Source organism: Streptomyces sp. NPDC006529, assembly GCF_040611795.1.
GTDB lineage: Bacteria > Actinomycetota > Actinomycetes > Streptomycetales > Streptomycetaceae > Streptomyces.
Map to the genome: position 1 here is coordinate 1 of NZ_JBEXPB010000021.1, position 22,858 is coordinate 22,858.

Here is a 22,858-nt window from a genome sequence, read left to right on the forward strand (position 1 = left end):
CTCGGCCAGCAGGTAGACGACGACATCGCGAACAAGATCACGGCGCAGCTCCTGCTCCTGGCCGCCGAGCCGGAGAAGGACATCTACCTGTACATCAACAGCCCCGGTGGCTCGGTGACGGCCGGCATGGCCGTCTACGACACCATGCAGTACATCCCGAACGACGTCGTCACCATCGGCATGGGCATGGCGGCCTCGATGGGCCAGTTCCTGCTCACCGGTGGCGCCAAGGGCAAGCGCTTCGCCCTGCCGAACACCGACATCCTGATGCACCAGGGTTCCGCGGGCATCGGCGGCACCGCGTCGGACATCAAGATCCAGGCCCAGTACCTGCTGCGCACCAAGCAGCGCATGGCCGAGATCACCGCGTTCCACTCGGGCCAGACTGTCGAGGCGATCATCCGCGACGGTGACCGCGACCGTTGGTTCACCTCCGAGGAGGCCAAGGAGTACGGCCTCATCGACGAGATCATCTCGGCCGCGTCCAACGTTCCGGGCGGCGGTGGCACCGGGGCCTGACCCCCGGCACGCCGGGGCCCGACCCCCGGCGGCACCGCCCGTACCCGGCCGACAGCCCGCAGAACGCCACCAGGATGGTGAAAACCCCGATGTACATGAACAACCTCTCTTCCGCGAGCGGCCTCCACACCGGTCCGCAGGTGGACAACCGCTACGTCATCCCGCGCTTCGTCGAGCGCACCTCGCAGGGCGTGCGCGAGTACGACCCGTACGCGAAGCTCTTCGAGGAGCGCGTGATCTTCCTCGGCGTGCAGATCGACGACGCGTCCGCCAACGACGTCATGGCGCAGCTCCTGTGCCTGGAGTCGATGGACCCGGACCGCGACATCTCCATCTACATCAACAGCCCCGGTGGCTCCTTCACCGCGCTGACGGCGATCTACGACACGATGCAGTTCGTGAAGCCGGACATCCAGACGGTCTGCATGGGGCAGGCGGCCTCCGCCGCCGCCGTCCTGCTGGCCGCCGGTACGCCGGGCAAGCGCATGGCTCTGCCGAACGCCCGCGTGCTGATCCACCAGCCGTCCGGCGGCACCGGCCGCGAGCAGCTCTCCGACCTGGAGATCGCGGCCAACGAGATCCTGCGCATGCGCGACCAGCTGGAGAACATGCTGGCCAAGCACTCCACGACGCCGATCGAGAAGATCCGCGACGACATCGAGCGCGACAAGATCCTCACGGCCGAGGACGCGCTCGCCTACGGTCTGGTCGACCAGATCATCTCCACCCGCAAGAGCAACGCGGTCTGATCCTTGCCGCCCCTTGGCGTGGAGGCTCGTCGCAGAAGGCGATGTGAACCACGTCAAGGGGGCCCCGCAGGGGGCACTTGGCAAGGTACCGTCGGATAGAGGCACCAGGAGCGCTGAACCAGGCGTCTCCCAGGCGAAGGGGAAGCACCTCGTGGCACGCATCGGTGATGGTGGCGACCTGCTCAAGTGCTCGTTCTGCGGAAAGAGCCAGAAGCAGGTGAAGAAGCTCATCGCAGGTCCCGGTGTGTACATCTGCGACGAGTGCATCGACCTCTGCAACGAGATCATCGAAGAGGAGCTGGCCGAGACTTCCGAGGTCAGGTGGGAGGAACTCCCCAAGCCTCGCGAGATCTACGAGTTCCTGGAGGGCTACGTCGTTGGCCAGGAGCCGGCGAAGAAGGCGCTCTCCGTAGCGGTGTACAACCACTACAAGCGCGTGCAGGCCGGCGAGAACGGCGGCGCGCAGGGCCGGGACGACGCGATCGAACTCGCGAAGTCCAACATCCTCCTGCTCGGACCCACGGGTTCCGGCAAGACGCTGCTGGCCCAGACGCTCGCCCGCATGCTCAACGTCCCGTTCGCCATCGCCGACGCGACGGCGCTGACGGAGGCGGGGTACGTCGGCGAGGACGTCGAGAACATCCTGCTCAAGCTGATCCAGGCCGCGGACTACGACGTCAAGAAGGCCGAGACCGGGATCATCTACATCGACGAGATCGACAAGGTGGCCCGCAAGAGCGAGAACCCGTCGATCACGCGCGACGTGTCGGGCGAAGGCGTCCAGCAGGCCCTGCTGAAGATCCTGGAGGGCACGACCGCCTCCGTCCCGCCGCAGGGCGGCCGCAAGCACCCGCACCAGGAATTCATCCAGATCGACACGACGAACGTGCTCTTCATCGTGGGCGGAGCCTTCTCCGGCCTGGAGAAGATCATCGAGTCGCGCGCCGGGGCCAAGGGCATCGGCTTCGGGGCCACGATCCGCTCGAAGCGCGAGATCGAGGCCAGCGACCAGTTCCACGAGGTCATGCCGGAGGACCTGGTGAAGTTCGGGATGATCCCGGAGTTCATCGGCCGCCTGCCCGTGATCACCTCGGTGCACAACCTGGACCGCGAGGCGCTGCTCCAGATCCTCATCGAGCCGCGCAACGCGCTGGTGAAGCAGTACCAGCGGCTGTTCGAACTCGACGGCGTCGAGCTGGACTTCGAGCGCGAGGCGCTGGAAGCGATCGCGGACCAGGCGATCCTCCGCCAGACGGGTGCGCGTGGTCTGCGCGCCATCATGGAAGAGGTCCTGATGTCGGTGATGTACGAGGTCCCGTCGCGCAACGACGTGGCGCGCGTGGTCATCACCTCCGAGGTTGTCCGCTCCAACGTGAACCCCACGCTGGTCCCGCGGATCGTCCCGAAGGACCAGGGCCCGCAGGAGAAGTCGGCGTAACGGCCGCGGCCGAGCACGCACACGAAGGAGGGGCGCCCCGGATCACCGGGGCGCCCCTCATTCGTGTGCGTGCCGTGCGCGCCGGCCAGGCCGGGTATCAGGCCTTGATGCGGCTGGTGTTGTAGAGCTTCGCGGCGAGCTTGGAGACGTCTTCGAGGGTGCCGCTGCTGCCGCCGAGCGCGATCGCCGTCATGTCGATGCGCTGGGTGGCCGCCATCGTGGAGTAGTCACCCCAGACACAGGTGGGGACCAGCGCCGAGGTCGGTTCGCCCGGCTTGGTGGCCTTCGTCGCCGTCATCTTGAGGTTGGCGCACTTCATCACGGCGCCCTTGAATCCCGCCGGGGTGAACTCCTTCGGGGTGTCGGCCAGTTCGTAGGTGAACGGCGCTGCCACCGCCCCCGCCTTCTTCTTGCTGGCCACTGCCACGTTGGCGAAGTACGCGTCGACGGCCTTCGCCGGGTCGGCGATCTCGCCCCACACGCCGAAGCCGCTGATCTGCTTGAGCGTGGCGCCCTTGCCGTTCTGGAGCGAGACCGACGCGCTGTGCGGGTTCTTCACCCCGAGGGCCTCGGTCGTCGCCTTGGCCTCTCCCGTGAGCGGGGTCTCGGGCGACACCGGCACCGTCTCGTCCCTCTTGTACTCGTCCAGCGAGGCGGGGTAGACGATCTTGTAGCCCTTGGTGTCAGCGGCCACCGTGCCGCCCGAGGCGCCGCCGCCCTTCGTGAAGTAGTAGCCCGCGCCGCCGATGACCGCGACCGCGAGGACCACCGAGAGGACGATCACGCCCGTCTTGGACTTCTTCGGAGGCTGCTGGTAGCCGGGCTGCTGGTACCCCTGCTGGGGGAAGCCGGGCTGCTGCTGCGGGTAGCCCTGCGGGGGGACGCCCGGCTGCTGGGGGTAGCCGTAGCCCGGGGCGGGCGGGGGCGGGGGCTGCTGGGGGTAGCCGGGCTGCTGGTATCCGGGCTGCTGCTGCGGGTAGCCGTAGCCGGGCTGCGGCGCGGGCTGCTGTCCGTACGGTCCCGGCTGGCCGCCGTACGGTCCCGGCTGCTGCGGCTGCTGGCCGCCGTACGGCCCCGGCTGGTTGTAACTCATACCCGCGTCCCCCTTAGGAACCTCTTATGTTGCTCACATCCTCGCGGAAGGACGCGCGCGATCGCGCCCCGGGGCCCCCGGCGTTACCGAACTACGACGCGCGGCGGCCGGGGCGCGGTGCGGGACGCGGTATGGATTCGTAACGGGGCCGGGGCCGCCCGTATCCTGTGCGCGTGACCGAGAACGCGCAGACACCCAGCAGCCCCGACTCCGAACTGCCGACCGCGTACGTGCCGGCCGACGTAGAGGGGAAGCTCTACGAGCGCTGGGTAGAGCGTGGGTACTTCGAGGCGGACGAGAAGAGCGAGAAGCCTCCGTACGCCATCGTCATCCCCCCGCCGAACGTCACCGGCAGCCTCCACCTGGGGCACGCCTTCGAGCACACGCTGATCGACGCCCTCACCCGCCGCAAGCGCATGCAGGGCTACGAGACGCTGTGGCAGCCCGGCATGGACCACGCGGGCATCGCGACGCAGAACGTCGTCGAGCGCGAGCTCGCCAAGGAGGGCAAGTCCCGCCACGACCTGGGCCGCGAGGCGTTCGTCGAGCGGGTCTGGCAGTGGAAGGGCGAGTCCGGCGGTCAGATCTCCGGCCAGATGCGCCGCCTCGGCGACGGCGTCGACTGGTCGCGCGAGCGCTTCACCATGGACGAGGGCCTGTCCGAGGCCGTCCAGACCATCTTCAAGAAGCTCTACGACGACGAGCTGATCTACCGGGCCGAGCGCATCATCAACTGGTGCCCGCGCTGCCTGACCGCGATCTCCGACATCGAGGTCGAGTACCAGGACGACGAGGGCGAGCTCGTCTCCATCCGCTACGGCGAGGGCGACGCGTCCATCGTGGTCGCCACGACCCGCGCCGAGACGATGCTGGGTGACACGGCCGTCGCCGTCCACCCCGAGGACGAGCGCTACAAGCACCTCGTCGGCACCGAGATCGAGCTGCCGCTGACCGGCCGCCGCATCCCGGTCGTCGCGGACGAGCACGTCGACCCCGAGTTCGGCACCGGCGCCGTCAAGGTGACGCCGGCGCACGACCCGAACGACTTCGAGATCGGCCAGCGCCACGGCCTGCCGAACCTCGCCATCATGGACGAGCACGCCGTCATCACCGTCCACGGTCCCTTCCAGGGCCTGGACCGGCTGGAAGCCCGCTCCGCCATCGTCGCCGCGCTGCGCGCCGAGGGCCGGATCGTCGCCGAGAAGCGCCCGTACACCCACTCGGTCGGCCACTGCTCGCGCTGCAAGACGACCATCGAGCCCCGCCTGTCGCTCCAGTGGTGGGTCAAGGTCGCGCCGCTCGCCCAGGCCGCCGGTGACGCGGTCCGCGACGGCAAGGTCAAGATCCACCCGCAGGAGATGGAGAAGCGGTACTTCGACTGGGTCGACAACCTCCACGACTGGTGCATCTCGCGCCAGCTGTGGTGGGGCCACCGCATCCCGGTCTGGTACGGCCCGAACGGCGAGATCGTCTGCGTCGGCCCCGACGAGCAGCCGCCGTCGGGCGAGGGCTGGACCCAGGACACGGACGTCCTGGACACCTGGTTCTCCTCCGGCCTGTGGCCCTTCTCCACGCTCGGCTGGCCGCGCCAGACCGACAGCCTGGCGAAGTTCTACCCGAACGCCGTGCTCGTCACCGGCTACGACATCCTCTTCTTCTGGGTCGCCCGGATGATGATGTTCGGCCTGTACGCGATGGACGGCACCCCGCCGTTCCACACCATCGCCCTGCACGGCATGGTCCGCGACGAACGCGGCAAGAAGATGTCGAAGTCCTTCGGCAACGCGGTCAACCCGCTGGACTGGATGGACAAGTACGGCTCCGACGCCGTCCGCTTCACCCTGGCGCGCGGCGCCAACCCCGGTGTCGACGTCCCGATCGGCGAGGACTGGGTCCAGGCCTCCAGCAAGTTCGCCAACAAGATCTGGAACGCCACCCGCTTCGCGATGATGAACGGCGCCACGATCGAGGGCGACCTGCCGCCGGTCGGGGAACTGTCCGCGACCGACCGCTGGGTGCTCTCCCGGCTGAACGAGACGGTCGCGCAGGCCGACGCCTACTACGAGGACTACCAGTTCTCGAAGCTGTCGGACGCCCTCTACCACTTCGCGTGGGACGAGGTCTTCGACTGGTACGTGGAGCTGTCGAAGACGACCTTCTTCGCGGGCGGCGAGCCGGCAAAGGCGTCCGCCCGGGTCCTGGGCGAGGTCCTCGACGTCATGCTGCGCCTGCTGCACCCGGTGGTCCCGTTCGTCACGGAGACCCTGTGGACCGCGCTGACCGGCGGCGAGTCCCTGGTGATCGCCGAATGGCCGAAGGCTGTGTCCGTTCCTGGGGCTGACGCCCCGGGCGGCTTCCGCGACGCGGCCGCCGAGGGCGAGATCGAAAGCGTCCAGAGCCTGGTCCGTGAGGTCCGCCGGTTCCGCAAGGAGCAGGGGCTCGACGACAAGCAGAAGGTCCCGGCCCGTCTGGACCTGTCCGCCACCGCGCTGGCGGCGCACGAGGCCGCGATCCGCCAGGTGCTGCGCCTGCAGCCCGAGGGCGACGACTTCAGCGCCACCGCGACCCTGCCGGTCGCCGGGGCCACGGTCGCGCTCGATCTGTCGGGCACCATCGACATCCCGGCGGAGCGCAAGCGGCTGAGCAAGGACCTGGCCGCCGCCGAGAAGGAGAAGCAGCAGGCCGAGGCGAAGCTCGGGAACGAGGCGTTCATCGCCAAGGCCCCCGACAACGTCGTGGACAAGATCAAGGGCCGGCTGACCAAGGCCGAGGCGGACATCGCCCGGATCAAGGCCCAGCTGGAGTCCCTGCCGGCCGCCTGAGGACGGGTGGCGCAGACACGGGGAGGGCCCCGCACCGGTGACGGTGCGGGGCCCTCCCCGTATGCGCGGCCCGTCAGCGCCGGCCGCGCCGCCGGGTGAGGAAGGCGGTGGCCACGAGCGCCAGCGCGCCCGCGCCCGTCCCCGCGAGCCCGGCCGTCAGGCCCGGCGGGCGGTAGGCGCAGTCGATCCGTGCGGCGCCGCCCTTCGCGAGCGGTACGCCGAGCAGCCCCTGGTACGGGACGGGCGGCCGGGCGGGGCCGCCGTCGACCGAGCAGGTCCAGCCCGGGGGAGCGGTGGTGGCGACCACGGCGGTGCCGGTGGAGCCCTTCGGCAGGCGGGCGGTCAGCGTGTGGCCACCGGTCTCCACGGCGGCGCCGCCGGTCTCCCGGAGCGCCCTGACGGCCTGCTCGAAGGCCGGGACGTCCAGGCAGCCGAGGGCGTCGGCCGGGAGCGACTGGCCGTCCTCGCCGGTGTGGACGGTGAAGGTGAAGCGGCCGTCGGCCGGGACCGTGCCGAGTTCCTTCAACGGGGCCAGGCGCTGCGGGGGGTCGCCGTAGAAGCCTTCGGAGGCGCCGCCGGCGGCCGCGACATCGGCGCGCAGCGCGGGCGCGTGGAAGAAAGCGCGCGCCCCCGGCGTGCACCGAGCGGTGAAGGTGTTCCCCACCGGGTCCCGGGCCGCCTCGCCCGCGGTGCCCACCGGGTCGGGGGCCAGCTGCAGCCCGCGCCGCGGGTCCTTAGCCGCGAGGGCGGGGACCTCGTACACGCGGGCGCCGAGCGCCGCCTGGCGCCGGGCCCACACCGAGTCCGCGGGAGCGCCGTACGCCCGGTCGCTGCCCGGCGGCCGTACGGCGACCAGCGGCACGGCGGGCGTCTGGCGGACCCGGACCCCGTCGGTGCCGATCACGTCGAGGGTGGTGCCGATGCCGAGGAGGGCCTGCAGGACGGGGTCCCGGGCGGGCCACAGGTGGCGGCCGCCCATGGCCTCGCCGAGGCCGAGTTCGGCCAGCGCCCCGGCGGTCTCCTTGGTGATGTAGCTGCTGTAGTACGAGCCGCCGCCGGTGCCCAGCAGCATCGCGTCGTTGTCGGTGACGAAGACGCCGGGTCCGGGGTCGGTGCGCGCGGCGGGCCAGTCCTCGCGCGGCACCAGGGCCCGACGGGTGTTCAGCCCGAGCTGGGTCATGGTCTGGGCGCGGACCGGGCCGCGCCGGGCGGGGTCGAGGAGGTCGGTGAGCCCGTAGGCGGAGTACGCCGCCCCCGCCAGGACGGTGACGGCGAGCAGCGCGACGACGGCGCTGCGGGCCGGGCGGCGCAGCCCGCGCGCGTAGAGCAGCAGGAGCGCGGTGACGGCGGCGCCGCCCGCGAGGGCGCCGGTCAGCGCGTGGCCGCCGACCGGCTGGGCGTCGTACGTCACGGCGAGCAGGAGGGCGAGCAGCGCGGCCCCGCCCAGCAGGGCGCGGGGGCGGGGCATGCGGGCCAGGCAGACCCACGCGGCCATGGCCAGGAAGCCGCTGAGGACGAAGGATTCGCGGAAGGGGGCGCCGTGCGGGAGGGCGAGGCCCTGCCACAGCTTCGCGGTGGGGGTCCACACGAAGGAGAGCGCGGTGGCGGTGATCAGCACGGCCCAGGCCACCCGTTCGCGGACCGGGACGCGGGACTGGAAGGGCAGTGCGAGGACCAGCAGGAGGACGAGGGAGCCCGTGAACACGTTCGGCGCGGAGGGGCTCGCGATGCTGCCGGGCAGGAACATCGCCAGGTAGGTCCGGACGGGGGTGGCCACGCTGACGACGTACTTGTCGGTGGGCTGCGCCTGGGCGTTGGCGAGCGCGCACACCAGGATGGCGGGGGCGGCCAGCAGCATGCCGGTGGCGGTCCTGGCCGCGGCCCGTCCCAGGACCCGCAGCCGGGTGCGCCGGTCGGTGCCGGCGCTCGTCAGCCGCAGCAGCAGGACGAGCGCGGCCGCCAGGGTGGCCATGGCGGCGGTGTAGAAGTTCGCGTACCAGCAGAGCGCGACCACGAGGCTGCCGAGGATGGGATGACGGCCGGTCAGACACCAGTCGGCGGCTATGCAGAGCAGCGGGAGGGCGACCAGCCCCCACATCCACATGGGGACGATGGCGCCCTCGGAGGTGTTCCAGCCGCAGAGGGCGTAGCCGACGGAGATCAGGGCGCGCAGCCACGGCGAGCCGGGGCGCAGCCTGCCGAGGCAGACGGTCATGGCGGCGGCGGCCAGGCCCGTGCTGAACAGGCTGACCAGGAAGACCGGGAACTCGCTCTGGTCGCGGGGGAAGAGGCCGACGAGCCAGGAGAAGGGGTTGGCCAGGTAGGTGAAGAAGTCGCCGAGGAAGCCGACGCCGTAGCCGCTCTGCCAGTTGTAGAGGAGGTCGCCGTGCGCGGCGCCGTGCTGGAGGTCCCACAAGTGGGTGTGGAAGGGGACGTACTGGTGGCGCAGGTCGTTGTCCGCGCGGGGCGAGGGCCCGAAGGGGTAACTGCCGTGGAGGGCGAGGCCGGCGCAGTAGGCGGCCATGGACATGAGGGCCGAGACGAGGGCGGCGAGCGCGCCCGCGCGGCGGCGGCCCGCGGGCGCGGGGCGGCGCTCCGTTCCAGTGTGGCTGCCCGCCGCCCCGGGCAGGGCGACGGCGGTGGTCGGGGCGGTACTCATCGCGATGCGGGCCTCGGGTGGTCGGTGTGCTGCCGGACCGGAGGGCCGCAGAGCCCCGATCTTAGATAAACCGTCAGGAGATTCGAACACCGTGTGCGGAAATTCAGACGACCGGAATTCCTTCCGGTCCGGGACGGAGTGCGGCATATCACCTCTTCCGGGCGCCGGGCCGATCCGATCGGCCTCCCGGACCCCGGATGATGGAGGACATGCACGTCAAGCCCGTCGCCTCGGCGTTCCAGTGGGTCCGGGACACCGGCCGCCGGCTCACCGGGAGCCGGGCCGCCTCGCCGCGCGCGCTCGACGTCCTCACCGCCCTCGGCTGCCTCGCGCTGATGGCCCTGGACCTGCCGGGACTCGCCGCCGAGGACAACTCGCTCAGCGCCCCGCAGGCCGCGGTGGTGCTCACCGCCGGAGCGGCCACGCTGCTGCTGCGGCGCCGCACCCCGTGGGCGGCGTACCTCACCGCGCTGCTCTTCATCGGCTGGCTGCACGAACTGACCCTGATCCAGTTCGCCCTGTACTCGGTCGGCCGCTACCGCGGGCGGCGGGCCGGGGTCCTGGCCACCACCGGGTACGTCCTCTTCGCCTTCGCCCTCTTCAACCTGCCCGGCTGGCCCGAGGAACGGGCGGACACCCTCAGCGGTTTCCTCAGCCTGGTGATCCCCATCGGCGTGCTGGCCGCCGCCGTCGGGATCGCCGCCTACCGGCACGACCTGGTGCGCGAGCTGGCCGTCCGGCGCGGCGAGGCGGCCGTCTACGAGGCGGTGGAGCAGGAGCGGCGCTCGGTCGCCCGGGACGTGCACGACTTCGTCGGGCGGGAACTGACCCTGCTGACGGTGCGCTCCGAGGTGCTCTCGATGCGGGCGCGCGAGACGGCGTACGCCAAGGACTTCGAGGAACTGGCCGACACCGCGCGCCGCGCCCACCTGGTCCTGAACGACATCATCGTGCAGCGCGGCGAGCGGGCCGCGACCCCGGGCGTGGACGGGCTGGCCGCGCTCGCCGACGAGAGCGGCCGGGCCGGCTCGCCCGTCCGGCTCGTCATGGACCCGGAGGTGCGCGCGCTCTCGCCGCTGCGCCAGGCGGCCGTGTACCGGGTGGTCCAGGAGTGCCTGACGAACGCCGCCAAGCACGCCCGCGGCGAGACCATCGAGGTGTCCATCGCGCTCGACGGGCCGCAGGTGCGGATCTCGGTCGGCAACGGCCTGCCGGTGCGCGGCCCGGTGCGCGCGCCCGTCTCGGCGGGCTCGGGCACGGCGAGCATGGCCGAGCGGGTCCGCAGCCTGGGCGGCACCCTGACGGCGACGCGCACGGAGGACCGCTACCGGGTCGTCGCCACCCTCCCGCGCGGCTGAGCCGTCACGCGGCGGCGCCCGGGGCGACGCCCGGGGCCGCGCCCCATCCGCAGAACCGTTCCTTCGCCTACTTCGCCTACTTCGCCGCCGGGGACAGCAGCGAGTTCAGCGTGTCCATGTCCTCCACGCAGATCCCGGTGCCCAGCACCACGCAGTCCAGCGGGTCGTCCGCCACGAAGACCGGGATGCCGGTGGCCGAGGCCAGGCGCAGTTCCAGGCCCGGCAGCAGCGCGCCGCCGCCGGTCAGCACGATCCCGTGCTCCATCACGTCCCCGGACAGCTCCGGCGGGCACTCCTCCAGGGTGGCGCGGACCGCCGCGATGATCGCCTCCACCGGTTCGTCGAGGGCCGCGCGCACGTCGGTGGCGGTCAGTTCCAGCGAGGTGGGCATCCCGGCGACCTTCGCGCGGCCCCGCACGGTGAAGGTGCGCTCCTCGCGCTCCGGCTCGCCGGGCACCGGCCAGGCCGTGCCGATCGCGCACTTGACGTCCTCGGCGGTCCGCTCGCCGATGAGCAGTCCGTGCGCCTTGCGGACGTGGTCGGTGATCGCGGCGTCGAACCGGTCCCCGCCGACCCGCAGCGACCGCGCGGTGACGATCCCGCCGAGCGAGATCACGGCCACCTCGGTGGTGCCGCCGCCGATGTCCACCACCATCGAACCGCGTGCCTCCCCGACCGGCAGCCCGGCGCCGATCGCCGCCGCCATCGGCTCCTCGATCAGGTGGACGGCCCTGGCCCCCGCCCGGGTCGAGGCGTGGACGATGGCCCGCCGCTCGACCGGGGTGACCCCGGAGGGTACGCAGACCACCATGCGGGTGCGGGTCCTGCGGCCCGGCACGGCCTTGCGCACGAAGTGCCGGATCATCTCCTCGGCGGCCTCGTAGTCGCAGATCACCCCGCCCTTGAGCGGCCGGATCGCGGTGATGGAGCCGGGGGTGCGGCCGATGGTCTCCTTGGCCTCGGCGCCGACGGCCACGGCCGTCGCCGTCCCCGCCCGGACCGCCACCACGGACGGCTCATTGAGCACGATGCCGCGCCCCCGCGCGTAGACGAGGGTGTTCGCGGTGCCCAGATCCATCCCTATGTCGCGGCTGGAACCCGTCTTGTTGCTGCTGGCCTGCGGCATTCGTTCCCCTATCTCCTGCCGCAACACTCGCACGGGCTACCCCTCGGCCCGCGCGCCCAAGGTCCCGAACCGGCCGGGCCGAAAGTCCTCCCGCTCCCCGTCCGTAGACTGGGGCCCGTGAGTGAGCAGCAGCCTGAGAGCGACGACCGGCCCGACGAGTTCGACGAGATCGTGGCCGAAGAGACCGACCGCGACCCCGACCTGGCGGTGATCGAGGCCGGCAGCCGCACCCTGCGCGCCCATGGCGGGGCGCCGCAGGGCGACCAGGCCCCCGCCCGCCCCGAGGACCCGGAGGTCGAGCGGGCCCTGCGCGAGGTGGAGCAGGAGCTGGCCGGCCGCTGGGGCGAGACGAAGCTGGAGCCGTCCGTCACGCGCATCGAGGCGCTGATGGACGTCCTCGGCGCACCGCAGCGCGCGTACCCCTCCATCCACATCACCGGCACCAACGGCAAGACCAGCACCGCCCGCATGATCGAGTCCCTGCTGGTGGCCTTCGAGCTGCGCACCGGGCGCTACACCAGCCCGCACGTGCAGTCGATCACCGAGCGGATCAGCCTCGACGGGCTGCCGATCAGCCACGAGCGGTTCGTGGAGACCTACCACGACATCAAGCCGTACGTGGAGATGGTCGACGCGGCCGAGGAGTACCGGCTGTCCTTCTTCGAGGTGCTCACCGGGATGGCGTACGCGGCCTTCGCGGACGCCCCCGTCGACGCGGCGGTCATCGAGGTCGGCATGGGCGGCAGCTGGGACGCCACGAACGTGATCGACGGGACGGTCGCGGTGATCACCCCGATCAGCCTGGACCACACGGACCGGCTGGGGTCCACCACCGGCGAGATCGCGCAGGAGAAGGGCGGGGTCATCAAGCAGGGCGCCGCCGTCATCCTGGCGCAGCAGCCGGTGGACGCGGCGCAGGTGCTGCTGAAGAGGGCCGTGGAAGTGGACGCGACCGTGGCCCGCGAGGGCATGGAGTTCGGCGTCGTCTCCCGCGAGGTGGCGGTCGGCGGCCAGCGGCTCACCCTGCGCGGCCTGGGCGGCGAGTACGACGACCTGTTCCTGCCGCTGTACGGCGCCCACATGGCCCACAACGCCTCCGTCGCCCTGGCGGCGGTCGAGGCGTTCTTCGGGGTCGGCGGCGAGCACGCGCGCCCGCTGGACGTGGACACCGTGCGCAAGGCCTTCGCCTCCGTGTCCTCCCCGGGCCGGATGGAGGTCGTACGGCGCAGCCCCACGGTGGTGCTGGACGCCGCGCACAACCCGGCCGGCGCCCGGGCCACCGCCGAGGCGGTCACCGAGTCCTTCGGCTTCAGCCGGCTCATCGGCGTGGTCGCCGCGAGCGAGGGCAAGGACGTCAGGGGCGTCTTCGAGGCCTTCGAGCCGATCTTCGCCGAGGTCGTGGTGACCGAGAACACCAGCCACCGGGCGATGGGCGCGGACGAGCTGGCCGCCATCGCGGTGGAGGTCTTCGGCGCCGAGCGCGTGCAGGTGGAGCCCCGGCTGGACGACGCGCTGGAGGCGGCCGTCACCCTGGCGGAGGAAGAGTCCGAATTCGGGGGGGCCGGGGTCCTGGTGACCGGTTCCGTGATCACGGTGGGCGAGGCCCGCCTGCTGCTCAAGAGGGGCTGAGGACATGCGCACGCTGTGTGCCAGCACGCTGATCGGCGAGTTCTTCGTGATCGGCTTCGCCGGCCTGGTCGCGATGAAGAACCCGGACCTCGGCCAGGCCGCGGTCTGGACGGTCTGCGGGGTCGCCATGCTCCTGTCGGTGCTGCTGTGCGGGATGCTCTCGCGCCCCGGCGCGGTCCAGATCGGCTGGGCGCTGCAGATCGGGCTCGTGCTGAGCGGGTTCGTCGTTCCGATGATGTTCATCCTCGGTGCGGTGTTCGCGGGCCTGTGGTGGTGTTCGGTGCACTACGGGCGCAGGATCGACGTCATCAAGGCCCGCTGGGCCGCGCAGGCGGAGGCGTCCGCACCTGACGCTGCGTGACGGGGACCCGTACGGCCCCTGTAGCCTCGACGCACCGCACCCGTATGCCGCAAGGAGTTCGAACATGACCCAGCGCACTCTCGTCCTGCTCAAGCCCGACGCGGTCCGTCGCGGCCTGATCGGCGAGGTCATCGGCCGCATCGAGCGCAAGGCCGGCTGGACCATCCCCGCGCTGGAGCTGCGCACGCTGGACCAGGAGACCCTGGAGGCGCACTACGGCGAGCACAAGGGCAAGCCGTTCTACGAGCCCCTCATGGGCTTCATGGCCTCCGGTCCCGTGGTCGCCCTGGTGGTCGAAGGGGAACGCGTGATCGAGGGTGTCCGCCAGTTGGCCGGACCCACCGACCCGATCGCCGCGGCGCCCGGCTCCATCCGGGGTGACTTCGGCACCATCGTCCGGGAGAACCTGATCCACGCCTCGGACTCCGAGGAGTCCGCCGAGCGCGAGCTGAAGCTGTTCTTCCCGGCCCTCTGATGGCTCAGCGACGGCCCGCCGCTGACGCGACATCAGCCGAATAGCGCTCATGACCTGGGGCGACCGAAGTAATTTCGGTCGCCCTTCGGTATGAACGGCGGATCCCGGGAACGCATCAGCAGGACACGACGTCACCACCAAGGGGGCGGGTTTCCGTTCCGGCGGGATTGCCGGAGTCCCGCAGCGCGGTGCCCGTACCACCGGCACTACGATGGGGCCTCCACCCACACACCCACCTCGCCGACCCTGACAGCAGCCGCTATCAACTGGAAGGCCAGACGCTCCTCATGGGGAACAAGGGGAACAACATGTCGTTCATCGGCCGTGACATGGCGATCGACCTCGGGACCGCCAACACGCTGGTGTACGTGAGGGGCCGGGGAATCGTCCTGAACGAGCCGTCCGTGGTCGCCATCAACACGAACACCGGTGGCATCCTGGCGGTCGGCACCGAGGCGAAGAAGATGATCGGGCGCACGCCCGGCAACATCGTCGCCGTACGACCCCTCAAGGACGGCGTCATCGCCGACTTCGAGATCACCGAGCGTATGCTCCGGTACTTCATCCTCAAGATCCACAAGCGCCGCTACCTGGCCCGTCCGCGCGTCGTGGTCTGCGTACCCTCCGGCATCACGGGAGTGGAGCGGCGCGCCGTCATCGAGGCGTCCACGCAGGCCGGCGCCCGCCAGGTGCACATCATCGAAGAGCCCATGGCCGCCGCCATCGGCGCGGGCCTGCCCGTCCACGAGGCCACCGGCAACATGGTCGTGGACATCGGCGGCGGCACCACCGAGGTCGCCGTCATCTCCCTCGGCGGAATCGTCACGGCACAGTCCATCCGGGTGGCCGGCGACGAGCTGGACAACGCGATCATCCAGCACATCAAGAAGGAGTACTCGCTCCTCCTCGGTGAGCGCACCGCCGAGCAGATCAAGATCACCATCGGGTCGGCGTACGACCTCGACAAGGACGAGCACACCGAGATCCGCGGCCGCGACCTCGTCTCGGGCCTGCCCAAGACCGTGGTCATCTCCGCCGCCGAGGTGCGCAAGGCCATCGAGGAGCCCGTCAACGCCATCGTCGACGCGGTCAAGACGACCCTGGACAAGTGCCCGCCGGAGCTGTCCGGCGACATCATGGACCGCGGCATCGTCCTGACCGGCGGCGGCGCGCTGCTGCGCGGCCTCGACGAGCGGCTGCGCCGGGAGACCGGCATGCCCATCCACATCGCCGAGGACCCGCTCGACTCGGTCGCCCTCGGCTCCGGCAAGTGCGTCGAGGAGTTCGAGGCGCTCCAGCAGGTCCTGGACGCGCAGCCCCGTCGCTGACCCGTCCGGCCGAGGGCCGCGGAACACAAGGATCCGCCGTACGGGTGCTGCCGCTCCCGTACGGCGGATCGTTGATATACAGGCAGGGAATTATTCCGACGAGGAAGGCACGGCCGCCGCACGTGAGGGACACACGAGAGAGCCGGCTGCTCCTGGTGCTTCTGATCGCCATCGCGTTCGCATTGATCACGGTGGACATCAGAGCGGGCGAGGAGTCACCGGTCGACGGTGCCCGGCAGGCCGCCGCAGCGGCCTTCGGCCCGGTCGAGAAGGGCATGGCGACCGCGGTGGACCCGGTCGCCCACGCCATAGGGGCGGTGCGGGACTCCGGGAAGCGCCACAACCGGATCACCGCGCTCGAAGGCGAGAACGCCGCGCTCAAGGCCAAACTGGGCAGCGACGACCGCAACAAGAGCCGCATCCGCGAACTGGACGAGATGCTCAAGCGGGCCGGCTCCGGCCAGTACGGCATCAAGGGCGCCGAGGTCATCGGCATAGGAGCGGCCCAGGGCTTCTCCTGGACCGTGACCATCGACGCCGGCAGCAAGGACGGCATCGAACGCGACATGACCGTCCTGAACGGCGAAGGCCTCGTCGGCCGGGTCACCACCGTCGGCCCCGACACCGCCACCGTCGTCCTCGCCAACGACCCCGACTTCACGGTGGGCACCCGCCTGGAGAAGACCGGCGAACTCGGCTTCGCCACCGGCCAGGGCGACCGCGCCCTGTCCGTCCAGATGCTCAACGGCAAGGCCAAGATCAGCCCCGGCGACCGCCTCGTCACCTTCGGCTCGCGCGGCAACAAGCCCTTCGTGCCCGGCGTCCCGATCGGCGAGGTCGTCAAGGTCGACCCCTCCCGCGGGGACCTCACCCGCACGGTCTGGGTCCGCCCCTACGTCGGCTTCTCCCGCCTCGACATCGTCGGCGTCGTCGTCATGCCGCCCCGCCAGGACCCGCGCGACGCCGTCCTGCCGCCCAAGCCCGAAGGACCCAAGCCGACGCCGACCGTCACCGTCACCGTCACGCCGTCCGCCGGCGCGTCCCTCAAGCCGGCCGACGAGTAGGAGCCGAACGTCATGCGCTTCAACCGCATCCTGCTCTCCGCCACGCTGATCGTGGTCGCCCTCGTCGTCCAGGTCACCGTGCTGGGACGGCTCCAGCTGCCCGGCGCCGTACCCGACCTCGTACTGCTCACCGTCGTCGCCCTCGCGCTGGTCTACGGACCGGTCAGCGGCGCCCTGATCGGCTTCGCCGCCGGACTGCTGGCCGACCTGGCCCCGCCCGCCGACCACGCCGCCGGGCGCTACGCCCTGGTGCTCTGCCTCATCGGCTACGCCTGCGGGCTGGCGCGGCCCGACACCGGCCGCTTCCGCTCCGCCTGGGGGCCGATGCTCACCGTCGTGGCCGCCGCCGTCAGCTCCACCCTGCTGTACGCGGGCGTCGGCGCGCTGGTCGGCGACACCGCCGCCCGCCACGTCGGGCTCACCGGCCTGCTGTTCACCGCGGTCCTCTACGACCTGCTGCTCGCACCGTTCACCGTGCCGTTCCTGATGGCGCTGGCCCGGCGCGCGGAGAACGACCCGATGGCCGTCGAGGCCAACGGCGGCCCGGCGCAGGGCGCCGACGTCGCCTCCGGCTGGCTCTCCGGCGGTACGGGCCTGCGCATCGGCAGCCAGCGCGGCGGCCTGCGGCTCAAGAGCGCGCGCGGCCGCGCGGACCGGGCCGTGCGCATAAAGGGGGTCAAGGGCGTCAAGAGCGTCAAGGGCCTCAAGGGCGTGAAGAGCGTCAAGAAGCTGTGACGGGGGATCACGCGTGACCAACATTCCCGAGACCGGCCGCACCCCCCGGGTGCAGATCCGGCTCGTCATCATCCAGGTGCTCGTCTTCTCGCTGCTGCTCACCCTCGGCGGGCGGCTGTGGTACCTGCAGATCCGCAACGGCGCCGAGTACGCCGACGAGGCCAAGAACAACCACGTCCAGCAGGTCGTCCAGCCCGCCGTGCGCGGCTCGGTCCTCGACGCCCGCGGGGTGCCGCTCGCCGACAACGAGACCCGCCTCGTCGTCTCCGCCAGCCGCACCGAGCTGATGAAGATAAAGGACAAGGGCAAGGGCGTCCTCACCCGGCTGGCCGGGGTCCTGGACATGAAGCCGCAGGACGTCATGGACAAGGTCCGCCTCTGCGACTCCAAGACACCCCAGCCCTGCTGGAACGGTTCCCCCTACCAGCCGATCCCGGTCACCCTGGAAGCCACCACCCAGCAGGCCCTGCAGATCCGCGAGCGCCCCGAGGACTTCCCCGGCATCACCGCCGAGCCCACCGCCGTACGCCGCTACCCGGCCCCCGGCGGCGCCAACACCGGCCAGGTCCTCGGCTACCTCTCGCCCGTCACCGACAACGAGATCCAGGCCGCCAAGACCACCAACTCCCCCTTCCTGCGATCCGACCAGGTCGGCCGCTTCGGCCTGGAACGCACCTACGACAAGGCGCTGCGCGGCAAGTCGGGCGTCACCCGCTACGAGGTCGACAACCTCGGCCGCGTCATCGGCGAGGCCAAGAACGACCCCGCGGTCCCCGGCGCCAACGTGGTCACCAGCATCGACGCCCGCGTGCAGGCGGTCGCCGAGTACGAGCTGAACGCCGCCATGGTCGAGGCCCGCAAGCAGAACGACCGCAACACCGGCGTCAACTACAAGGCCGACGCGGGCGCCGTCGTCGTCCTGGAGTCCAAGACCGGCCGCGTCGTGGCGATGGCCTCCAACCCGACCTACGACCCGAACGTCTGGGTCGGCGGCATCTCCGGCAAGGACTACGCCAAGCTCACCGCCAAGGAGTCCAACGTCCCGCTGATGAACCGGGCCATCCAGGGCCAGGCCGCCCCCGGCTCCATCTTCAAGGTCATCCCCACCGCGGCCGCGGTCAACGCCGGATACGACTTCGACGGCAACTACCCCTGCCCCAGCTCCTACTCCATCGGCGGCCAGGTCTTCAAGAACTTCGAGTCCCAGGGACACGGATCCATCACCCTCGGCCGCGCCCTGGAAGTGTCCTGCGACACCGTCTTCTACGCCCTCGGCCACCAGCAGTGGCTCAAGGACGGCGGCCTCAAGCCGATCAAGAACCCGGCCCAGATCTTCTACAAGACCGCCCACCAGTTCGGCCTCGGCGCGGAGACGGGGGTGGACCTGCCCGGCGAGGAGAAGGGCCGCGTCCCCGACCGCGAGTGGAAGCAGAAGTTCTGGGAGGCCAACAAGGACCAGTGGTGCAAGACCGGCAAGAAGGGCGGCACCTACGTCGAGCTGCTGTCCTACGAGAACTGCCTCGAAGGCAACCTCATGCGCGCCGGTGACGCCGTCAACTACTCCATCGGGCAGGGCGACACGCTCGTCACCCCGATCCAGATGGCCACCATCTACGCGGCCATCTCCAACGGCGGCACCCTCTGGAACCCGACCATCGGCAAGGCCGTCATCAGCGCCGACGGCAAGAACGTCGAGGAGATCAAGCCCAAGGCGCACGGCAAGCTGCCCATGACCGAGGAAACCCGGTCGAAGATAAACGAAGCGCTGGAGGGTGTCGCCACGCGCGGCACCGCCGCCTGGCGCTTCGGCGGCTGGCCGCAGAAGCAGATCCCCATGCACGCCAAGACCGGCACCGCCGAGGTCTACGGCAAGCAGACGACGTCCTGGTTCGCCACGTACACCGAGGACTACACGGTCGTGATGACGATCTCCCAGGGCGGCACCGGCTCCGGCGCCTCCGGCCCCGCCGTGCGCAACATCTACAACGCCATCTACGGCCTCGACATGGCCGGCAAGCAGGACCCCGCCAAGGCCCTCCTGCCGCGCCCCCAGTCGACCCTGCCCACGATCCAGGCCGACGGCTCGATCGACGCACCCGAGATCAAGCCCTACGTACCCCCGAGCCCCGAGGACGCGCCGCCGCCCCTCGCCGGACCGCCCGCCCCGGGAACCGGGAGGCAGGACTGATGCCCGGACCCAACACCTTCTCCGTCTCCCGCTACGCCCCCGACCGCGGCGCCCTCGGCAAGCTCACCGCCCGTGACTCGGTGCTGCGCCGGCTGGACTGGCCGATACTGCTCAGCGCCCTGGCGCTGTCCTTCATCGGCTCGCTGCTGGTGTGGTCGGCCACCCGCAACCGCACCACGCTGAACAACGGGGACCCGTACTACTTCCTCCTGCGGCACGCCATGAACACCGGCATCGGCCTGGTGCTGATGATCGGCACGATCTGGCTCGGCCACCGCACGCTGCGCGGCGCCGTGCCGGTCCTGTACGGGCTCTCGCTGGTCCTGGTCCTCGCCGTGCTCACCCCGCTCGGCGCGACCATCAACGGCGCGCACGCCTGGATCGTGATCGGCGGCGGCTTCTCGCTCCAGCCCTCCGAGTTCTGCAAGATCACCATCATCCTGATCATGGCGGTGCTGCTCTCGGCCCGGGTGGACGCGGGCGACCTCGACCACCCCGACCACCGCACCGTGGTCAAGGCGCTCTGCCTGGCCGCCGCCCCCATGGGCATCGTCATGCTGATGCCCGACCTCGGCTCGGTCATGGTCATGCTGGTCATCGTGCTCGGCGTGCTGCTGGCCTCCGGGGCCTCCAACCGGTGGGTGCTCGGACTGCTCGGCTCCGGCGCGGCGGGCGCCGTACTCATCTGGCAGCTCGGCATCCTCGACGAGTACCAGATCAACCGCTTCGCGGCCTTCGCCAACCCCGCCCTCGACCCGGCGGGCGTCGGCTACAACACCAACCAGGCCCGGATCGCCATCGGCTCCGGCGGCCTGCTCGGCGAAGGGCTCTTCCAGGGCTCCCAGACCACTGGCCAGTTCGTGCCGGAGCAGCAGACCGACTTCGTCTTCACCGTGGCGGGGGAGGAGCTGGGCTTCGTCGGGGGCGGACTGATCCTCGTCCTGCTCGGCGTGGTGCTCTGGCGGGCCTGCGTGATCGCCCGTGAGACCTCCGAGCTGTACGGGACGATCGTCGCCGCCGGGATCATCGCCTGGTTCGCCTTCCAGGCCTTCGAGAACATCGGCATGACGCTGGGCATCATGCCGGTGGCCGGGCTGCCGCTGCCGTTCGTCTCCTACGGAGGATCCTCGATGTTCGCCGTGTGGGTGGCCATCGGACTGCTGCAGTCGATCAGGGTGCAACGGCCGATGTCGGCCTGACCGGGCAGCGGCCGCCCTCCCGCCGACGCGGCGGGGGGCGACCGCGCCCCGGGGTACGCTTGAGAGTCGCCCCCTGCCCGCTTCACGAAAGTCGCGTGATGACCGAGTCGGTCTTCCCCCAGCTCGAAGCCCTGCTTCCGCACGTCCAGAAGCCGATCCAGTACGTCGGCGGGGAGCTGAACTCCACCGTCAAGAACTGGGACGAATGTGACGTCCGCTGGGCGCTCATGTACCCGGACGCCTACGAAGTCGGGCTCCCCAACCAGGGCGTCATGATCCTGTACGAGGTGCTCAACGAGCGCGAGGGCGTCCTCGCCGAGCGCACCTACAGCGTGTGGCCCGACCTCGAAGAGCTGATGCGCGAGCACAAGGTGCCGCAGTTCACGGTCGACTCCCACCGTCCCGTCGGCGCCTTCGACGTGTTCGGCCTGTCCTTCTCCACGGAGCTGGGCTACACCAACATGCTCACGGCCCTGGACCTGGCGGGCATCCCGCTGGAGTCCAAGGACCGCACGGTCGACCACCCCATCGTCCTCGCGGGCGGCCACGCGGCCTTCAACCCCGAGCCGATCGCGGACTTCATCGACTGCGCGGTCATCGGCGACGGCGAGCAGGCCGTCCTCGACATGACCACGATCATCCGCGCGTGGAAGGCCGAGGGCCGCCCCGGCGGCCGCGAGGAGGTGCTGCTGCGCCTCGCGAAGACCGGTGGCGTCTACGTCCCCGCCTTCTACGACGTCGAGTACCTCCCGGACGGCCGCATCGCGCGTGTCTTCCCGAACCGTTCCGGCGTTCCCCACCGGGTGTCCAAGCACACGGTGATGGACCTCGACGAGTGGCCCTACCCGAAGCAGCCCCTGGTCCCGCTCGCCGAGACCGTCCACGAGCGCATGTCCGTGGAGATCTTCCGCGGCTGCACCCGCGGCTGCCGTTTCTGCCAGGCCGGCATGATCACGCGCCCCGTGCGGGAGCGAAGCATCACCGGCATCGGCGAAATGGTCGAGCGCGGCCTGAAGGCGACCGGCTTCGAAGAGGTCGGCCTGCTCTCCCTGTCCTCCGCGGACCACAGCGAGATCGCCGACATCGCCAAGGGCCTCGCGGACCGCTACACGGAGGACAAGGTGGGCCTGTCCCTCCCCTCCACCCGCGTGGACGCCTTCAACGTCGACCTGGCCAACGAGCTCACCCGCAACGGCCGCCGCTCAGGCCTCACCTTCGCCCCCGAGGGCGGCTCCGAGCGCATGCGCAAGGTCATCAACAAGATGGTCTCGGAAGAGGACCTGATCCGCACGGTCGCCACCGCCTACGGCAACGGCTGGCGCCAGGTGAAGCTCTACTTCATGGTCGGCCTGCCGACCGAGACCGACGAGGACGTCCTGCAGATCGGCGACATGGCGGTCAACGTCATCGCCAAGGGCCGCGAGGTCTCCGGGCAGAACGACATCCGCTGCACGGTCTCCATCGGCGGGTTCGTGCCCAAGCCGCACACCCCCTTCCAGTGGGCCCCGCAGCTGTCCGCCGAGGACACCGACGCACGGCTGACGAAGCTGCGCGACAAGCTGCGCGGCGACAAGAAGTACGGCCGCTCCATCGGCTTCCGCTACCACGACGGCAAGCCCGGCATCGTCGAGGGCCTCCTCTCCCGCGGCGACCGCCGCATCGGCGACGTCATCCGCGCGGTCTACGAGTCCGGCGGCCGCTTCGACGGCTGGCGCGAGCACTTCTCCTACGACCGCTGGATGCAGGCGGCCGAGCGGACCCTGCCCGCGTACGGCGTGGACGTGCCCTGGTACACGACCCGCGAGCGCACCTACGAAGAGGTCCTCCCCTGGGACCACCTGGACTCCGGCCTCGACAAGGACTGGCTCTGGGAGGACTGGCAGGACGCCCTGGACGAGACCGAGGTCGAGGACTGCCGCTGGACCCCGTGCTTCGACTGTGGCGTGTGCCCGCAGATGGACACGCAGATCCAGATCGGCCCCACGGGACAGAAACTGCTGCCGCTGTCGGTCGTGAAGTGAGCGCATGAAGTGAGCGCGTGAAGTGTGCGCGCACCACGCGTAACAACTGAGTACCGGAAGGCCCCCACCGCAACGGTGGGGGCCTTCCGCGTGT

The 22,858-nt window shown here is 70.7% G+C and carries 17 protein-coding genes; 14 read left to right on the forward strand and 3 right to left on the reverse strand.

Annotated features, from left to right (window positions below):
- The 3 genes from ABZY31_RS16730 to clpX form a co-directional block, all read left to right on the forward strand.
- The coding region (locus ABZY31_RS16730) for an ATP-dependent Clp protease proteolytic subunit (RefSeq protein WP_356410554.1) at nt 1-519 on the forward strand (519 nt) is incomplete at its 5' end.
- A 95-nt stretch (nt 520-614) separates the two neighbouring features.
- Entirely contained in the window at nt 615-1,268 is a 654-nt protein-coding gene (locus tag ABZY31_RS16735) for an ATP-dependent Clp protease proteolytic subunit (RefSeq protein WP_356410556.1), read from the forward strand.
- Between the two features lie 151 nt (nt 1,269-1,419).
- Nucleotides 1,420-2,706: an ATP-dependent Clp protease ATP-binding subunit ClpX gene (clpX, locus tag ABZY31_RS16740; RefSeq protein ID WP_356410558.1), complete on the forward strand. Its 1,287-nt coding sequence runs from the start codon at nt 1,420-1,422 to the stop codon at nt 2,704-2,706.
- Between the two features lie 97 nt (nt 2,707-2,803).
- On the opposite strand, the gene ABZY31_RS16745 is transcribed toward clpX, so the two are convergent.
- Nucleotides 2,804-3,799: a hypothetical protein gene (locus ABZY31_RS16745; RefSeq protein WP_356410561.1), complete on the reverse strand. Its 996-nt coding sequence runs from the start codon at nt 3,797-3,799 to the stop codon at nt 2,804-2,806.
- Nucleotides 3,800-3,972: 173 nt separating this feature from the next.
- On the opposite strand from ABZY31_RS16745, the gene ABZY31_RS16750 reads away from it, so the two are divergent.
- Nucleotides 3,973-6,621, forward strand: coding sequence for a valine--tRNA ligase (locus ABZY31_RS16750; protein ID WP_356410564.1), 2,649 nt, complete (start codon nt 3,973-3,975; stop codon nt 6,619-6,621).
- 73 nt (nt 6,622-6,694) lie between these two features.
- On the opposite strand, the gene ABZY31_RS16755 is transcribed toward ABZY31_RS16750, so the two are convergent.
- Nucleotides 6,695-9,280: a YfhO family protein gene (locus tag ABZY31_RS16755; protein WP_356410567.1), complete on the reverse strand. Its 2,586-nt coding sequence runs from the start codon at nt 9,278-9,280 to the stop codon at nt 6,695-6,697.
- A gap of 209 nt (nt 9,281-9,489) precedes the next feature.
- Here ABZY31_RS16755 and ABZY31_RS16760 point away from each other — a divergent pair, with 209 nt between their 5' ends.
- Nucleotides 9,490-10,638 carry a histidine kinase gene (locus ABZY31_RS16760; protein ID WP_356410570.1) on the forward strand — a complete coding sequence of 383 codons (1,149 nt, stop codon included), beginning with the start codon at nt 9,490-9,492 and terminating at the stop codon, nt 10,636-10,638.
- Between the two features lie 76 nt (nt 10,639-10,714).
- On the opposite strand, the gene ABZY31_RS16765 is transcribed toward ABZY31_RS16760, so the two are convergent.
- Nucleotides 10,715-11,764 carry a rod shape-determining protein gene (locus tag ABZY31_RS16765; protein WP_356410573.1) on the reverse strand — a complete coding sequence of 350 codons (1,050 nt, stop codon included), beginning with the start codon at nt 11,762-11,764 and terminating at the stop codon, nt 10,715-10,717.
- A 117-nt stretch (nt 11,765-11,881) separates the two neighbouring features.
- On the opposite strand from ABZY31_RS16765, the gene ABZY31_RS16770 reads away from it, so the two are divergent.
- From ABZY31_RS16770 to ABZY31_RS16810, 9 genes are all read left to right on the forward strand, one after another.
- Nucleotides 11,882-13,393 carry a folylpolyglutamate synthase/dihydrofolate synthase family protein gene (locus tag ABZY31_RS16770; RefSeq protein ID WP_356410576.1) on the forward strand — a complete coding sequence of 504 codons (1,512 nt, stop codon included), beginning with the start codon at nt 11,882-11,884 and terminating at the stop codon, nt 13,391-13,393.
- A gap of 4 nt (nt 13,394-13,397) precedes the next feature.
- On the forward strand, nt 13,398-13,754 hold the full coding sequence (locus ABZY31_RS16775; protein ID WP_356410579.1) for a DUF4233 domain-containing protein: 357 nt from the start codon (nt 13,398-13,400) through the stop codon (nt 13,752-13,754).
- 64 nt (nt 13,755-13,818) lie between these two features.
- A complete protein-coding gene (gene ndk / locus ABZY31_RS16780) occupies nt 13,819-14,229 on the forward strand; it encodes a nucleoside-diphosphate kinase (RefSeq protein ID WP_356410582.1) in 411 nt (136 codons plus the stop codon).
- A gap of 308 nt (nt 14,230-14,537) precedes the next feature.
- Entirely contained in the window at nt 14,538-15,557 is a 1,020-nt protein-coding gene (locus tag ABZY31_RS16785; protein WP_112453164.1) for a rod shape-determining protein, read from the forward strand.
- 122 nt (nt 15,558-15,679) lie between these two features.
- Entirely contained in the window at nt 15,680-16,621 is a 942-nt protein-coding gene (mreC, locus tag ABZY31_RS16790) for a rod shape-determining protein MreC (protein WP_356410585.1), read from the forward strand.
- Nucleotides 16,622-16,633: 12 nt separating this feature from the next.
- Nucleotides 16,634-17,356 carry a rod shape-determining protein MreD gene (mreD, locus tag ABZY31_RS16795; RefSeq protein WP_356410588.1) on the forward strand — a complete coding sequence of 241 codons (723 nt, stop codon included), beginning with the start codon at nt 16,634-16,636 and terminating at the stop codon, nt 17,354-17,356.
- Between the two features lie 13 nt (nt 17,357-17,369).
- Nucleotides 17,370-19,544 carry a penicillin-binding protein 2 gene (gene mrdA, locus ABZY31_RS16800; RefSeq protein WP_356410591.1) on the forward strand — a complete coding sequence of 725 codons (2,175 nt, stop codon included), beginning with the start codon at nt 17,370-17,372 and terminating at the stop codon, nt 19,542-19,544.
- Nucleotides 19,544-20,743 (forward strand): rod shape-determining protein RodA, encoded by a 1,200-nt coding sequence (gene rodA / locus ABZY31_RS16805; RefSeq protein ID WP_356410594.1) that lies wholly within the window; start codon nt 19,544-19,546, stop codon nt 20,741-20,743. The genes mrdA and rodA overlap by 1 nt, the downstream gene beginning before the upstream one ends.
- Before the next feature lie 95 nt (nt 20,744-20,838).
- Entirely contained in the window at nt 20,839-22,764 is a 1,926-nt protein-coding gene (locus tag ABZY31_RS16810; protein WP_356410597.1) for a TIGR03960 family B12-binding radical SAM protein, read from the forward strand.
- Nucleotides 22,765-22,858: the final 94 nt, after the last annotated feature.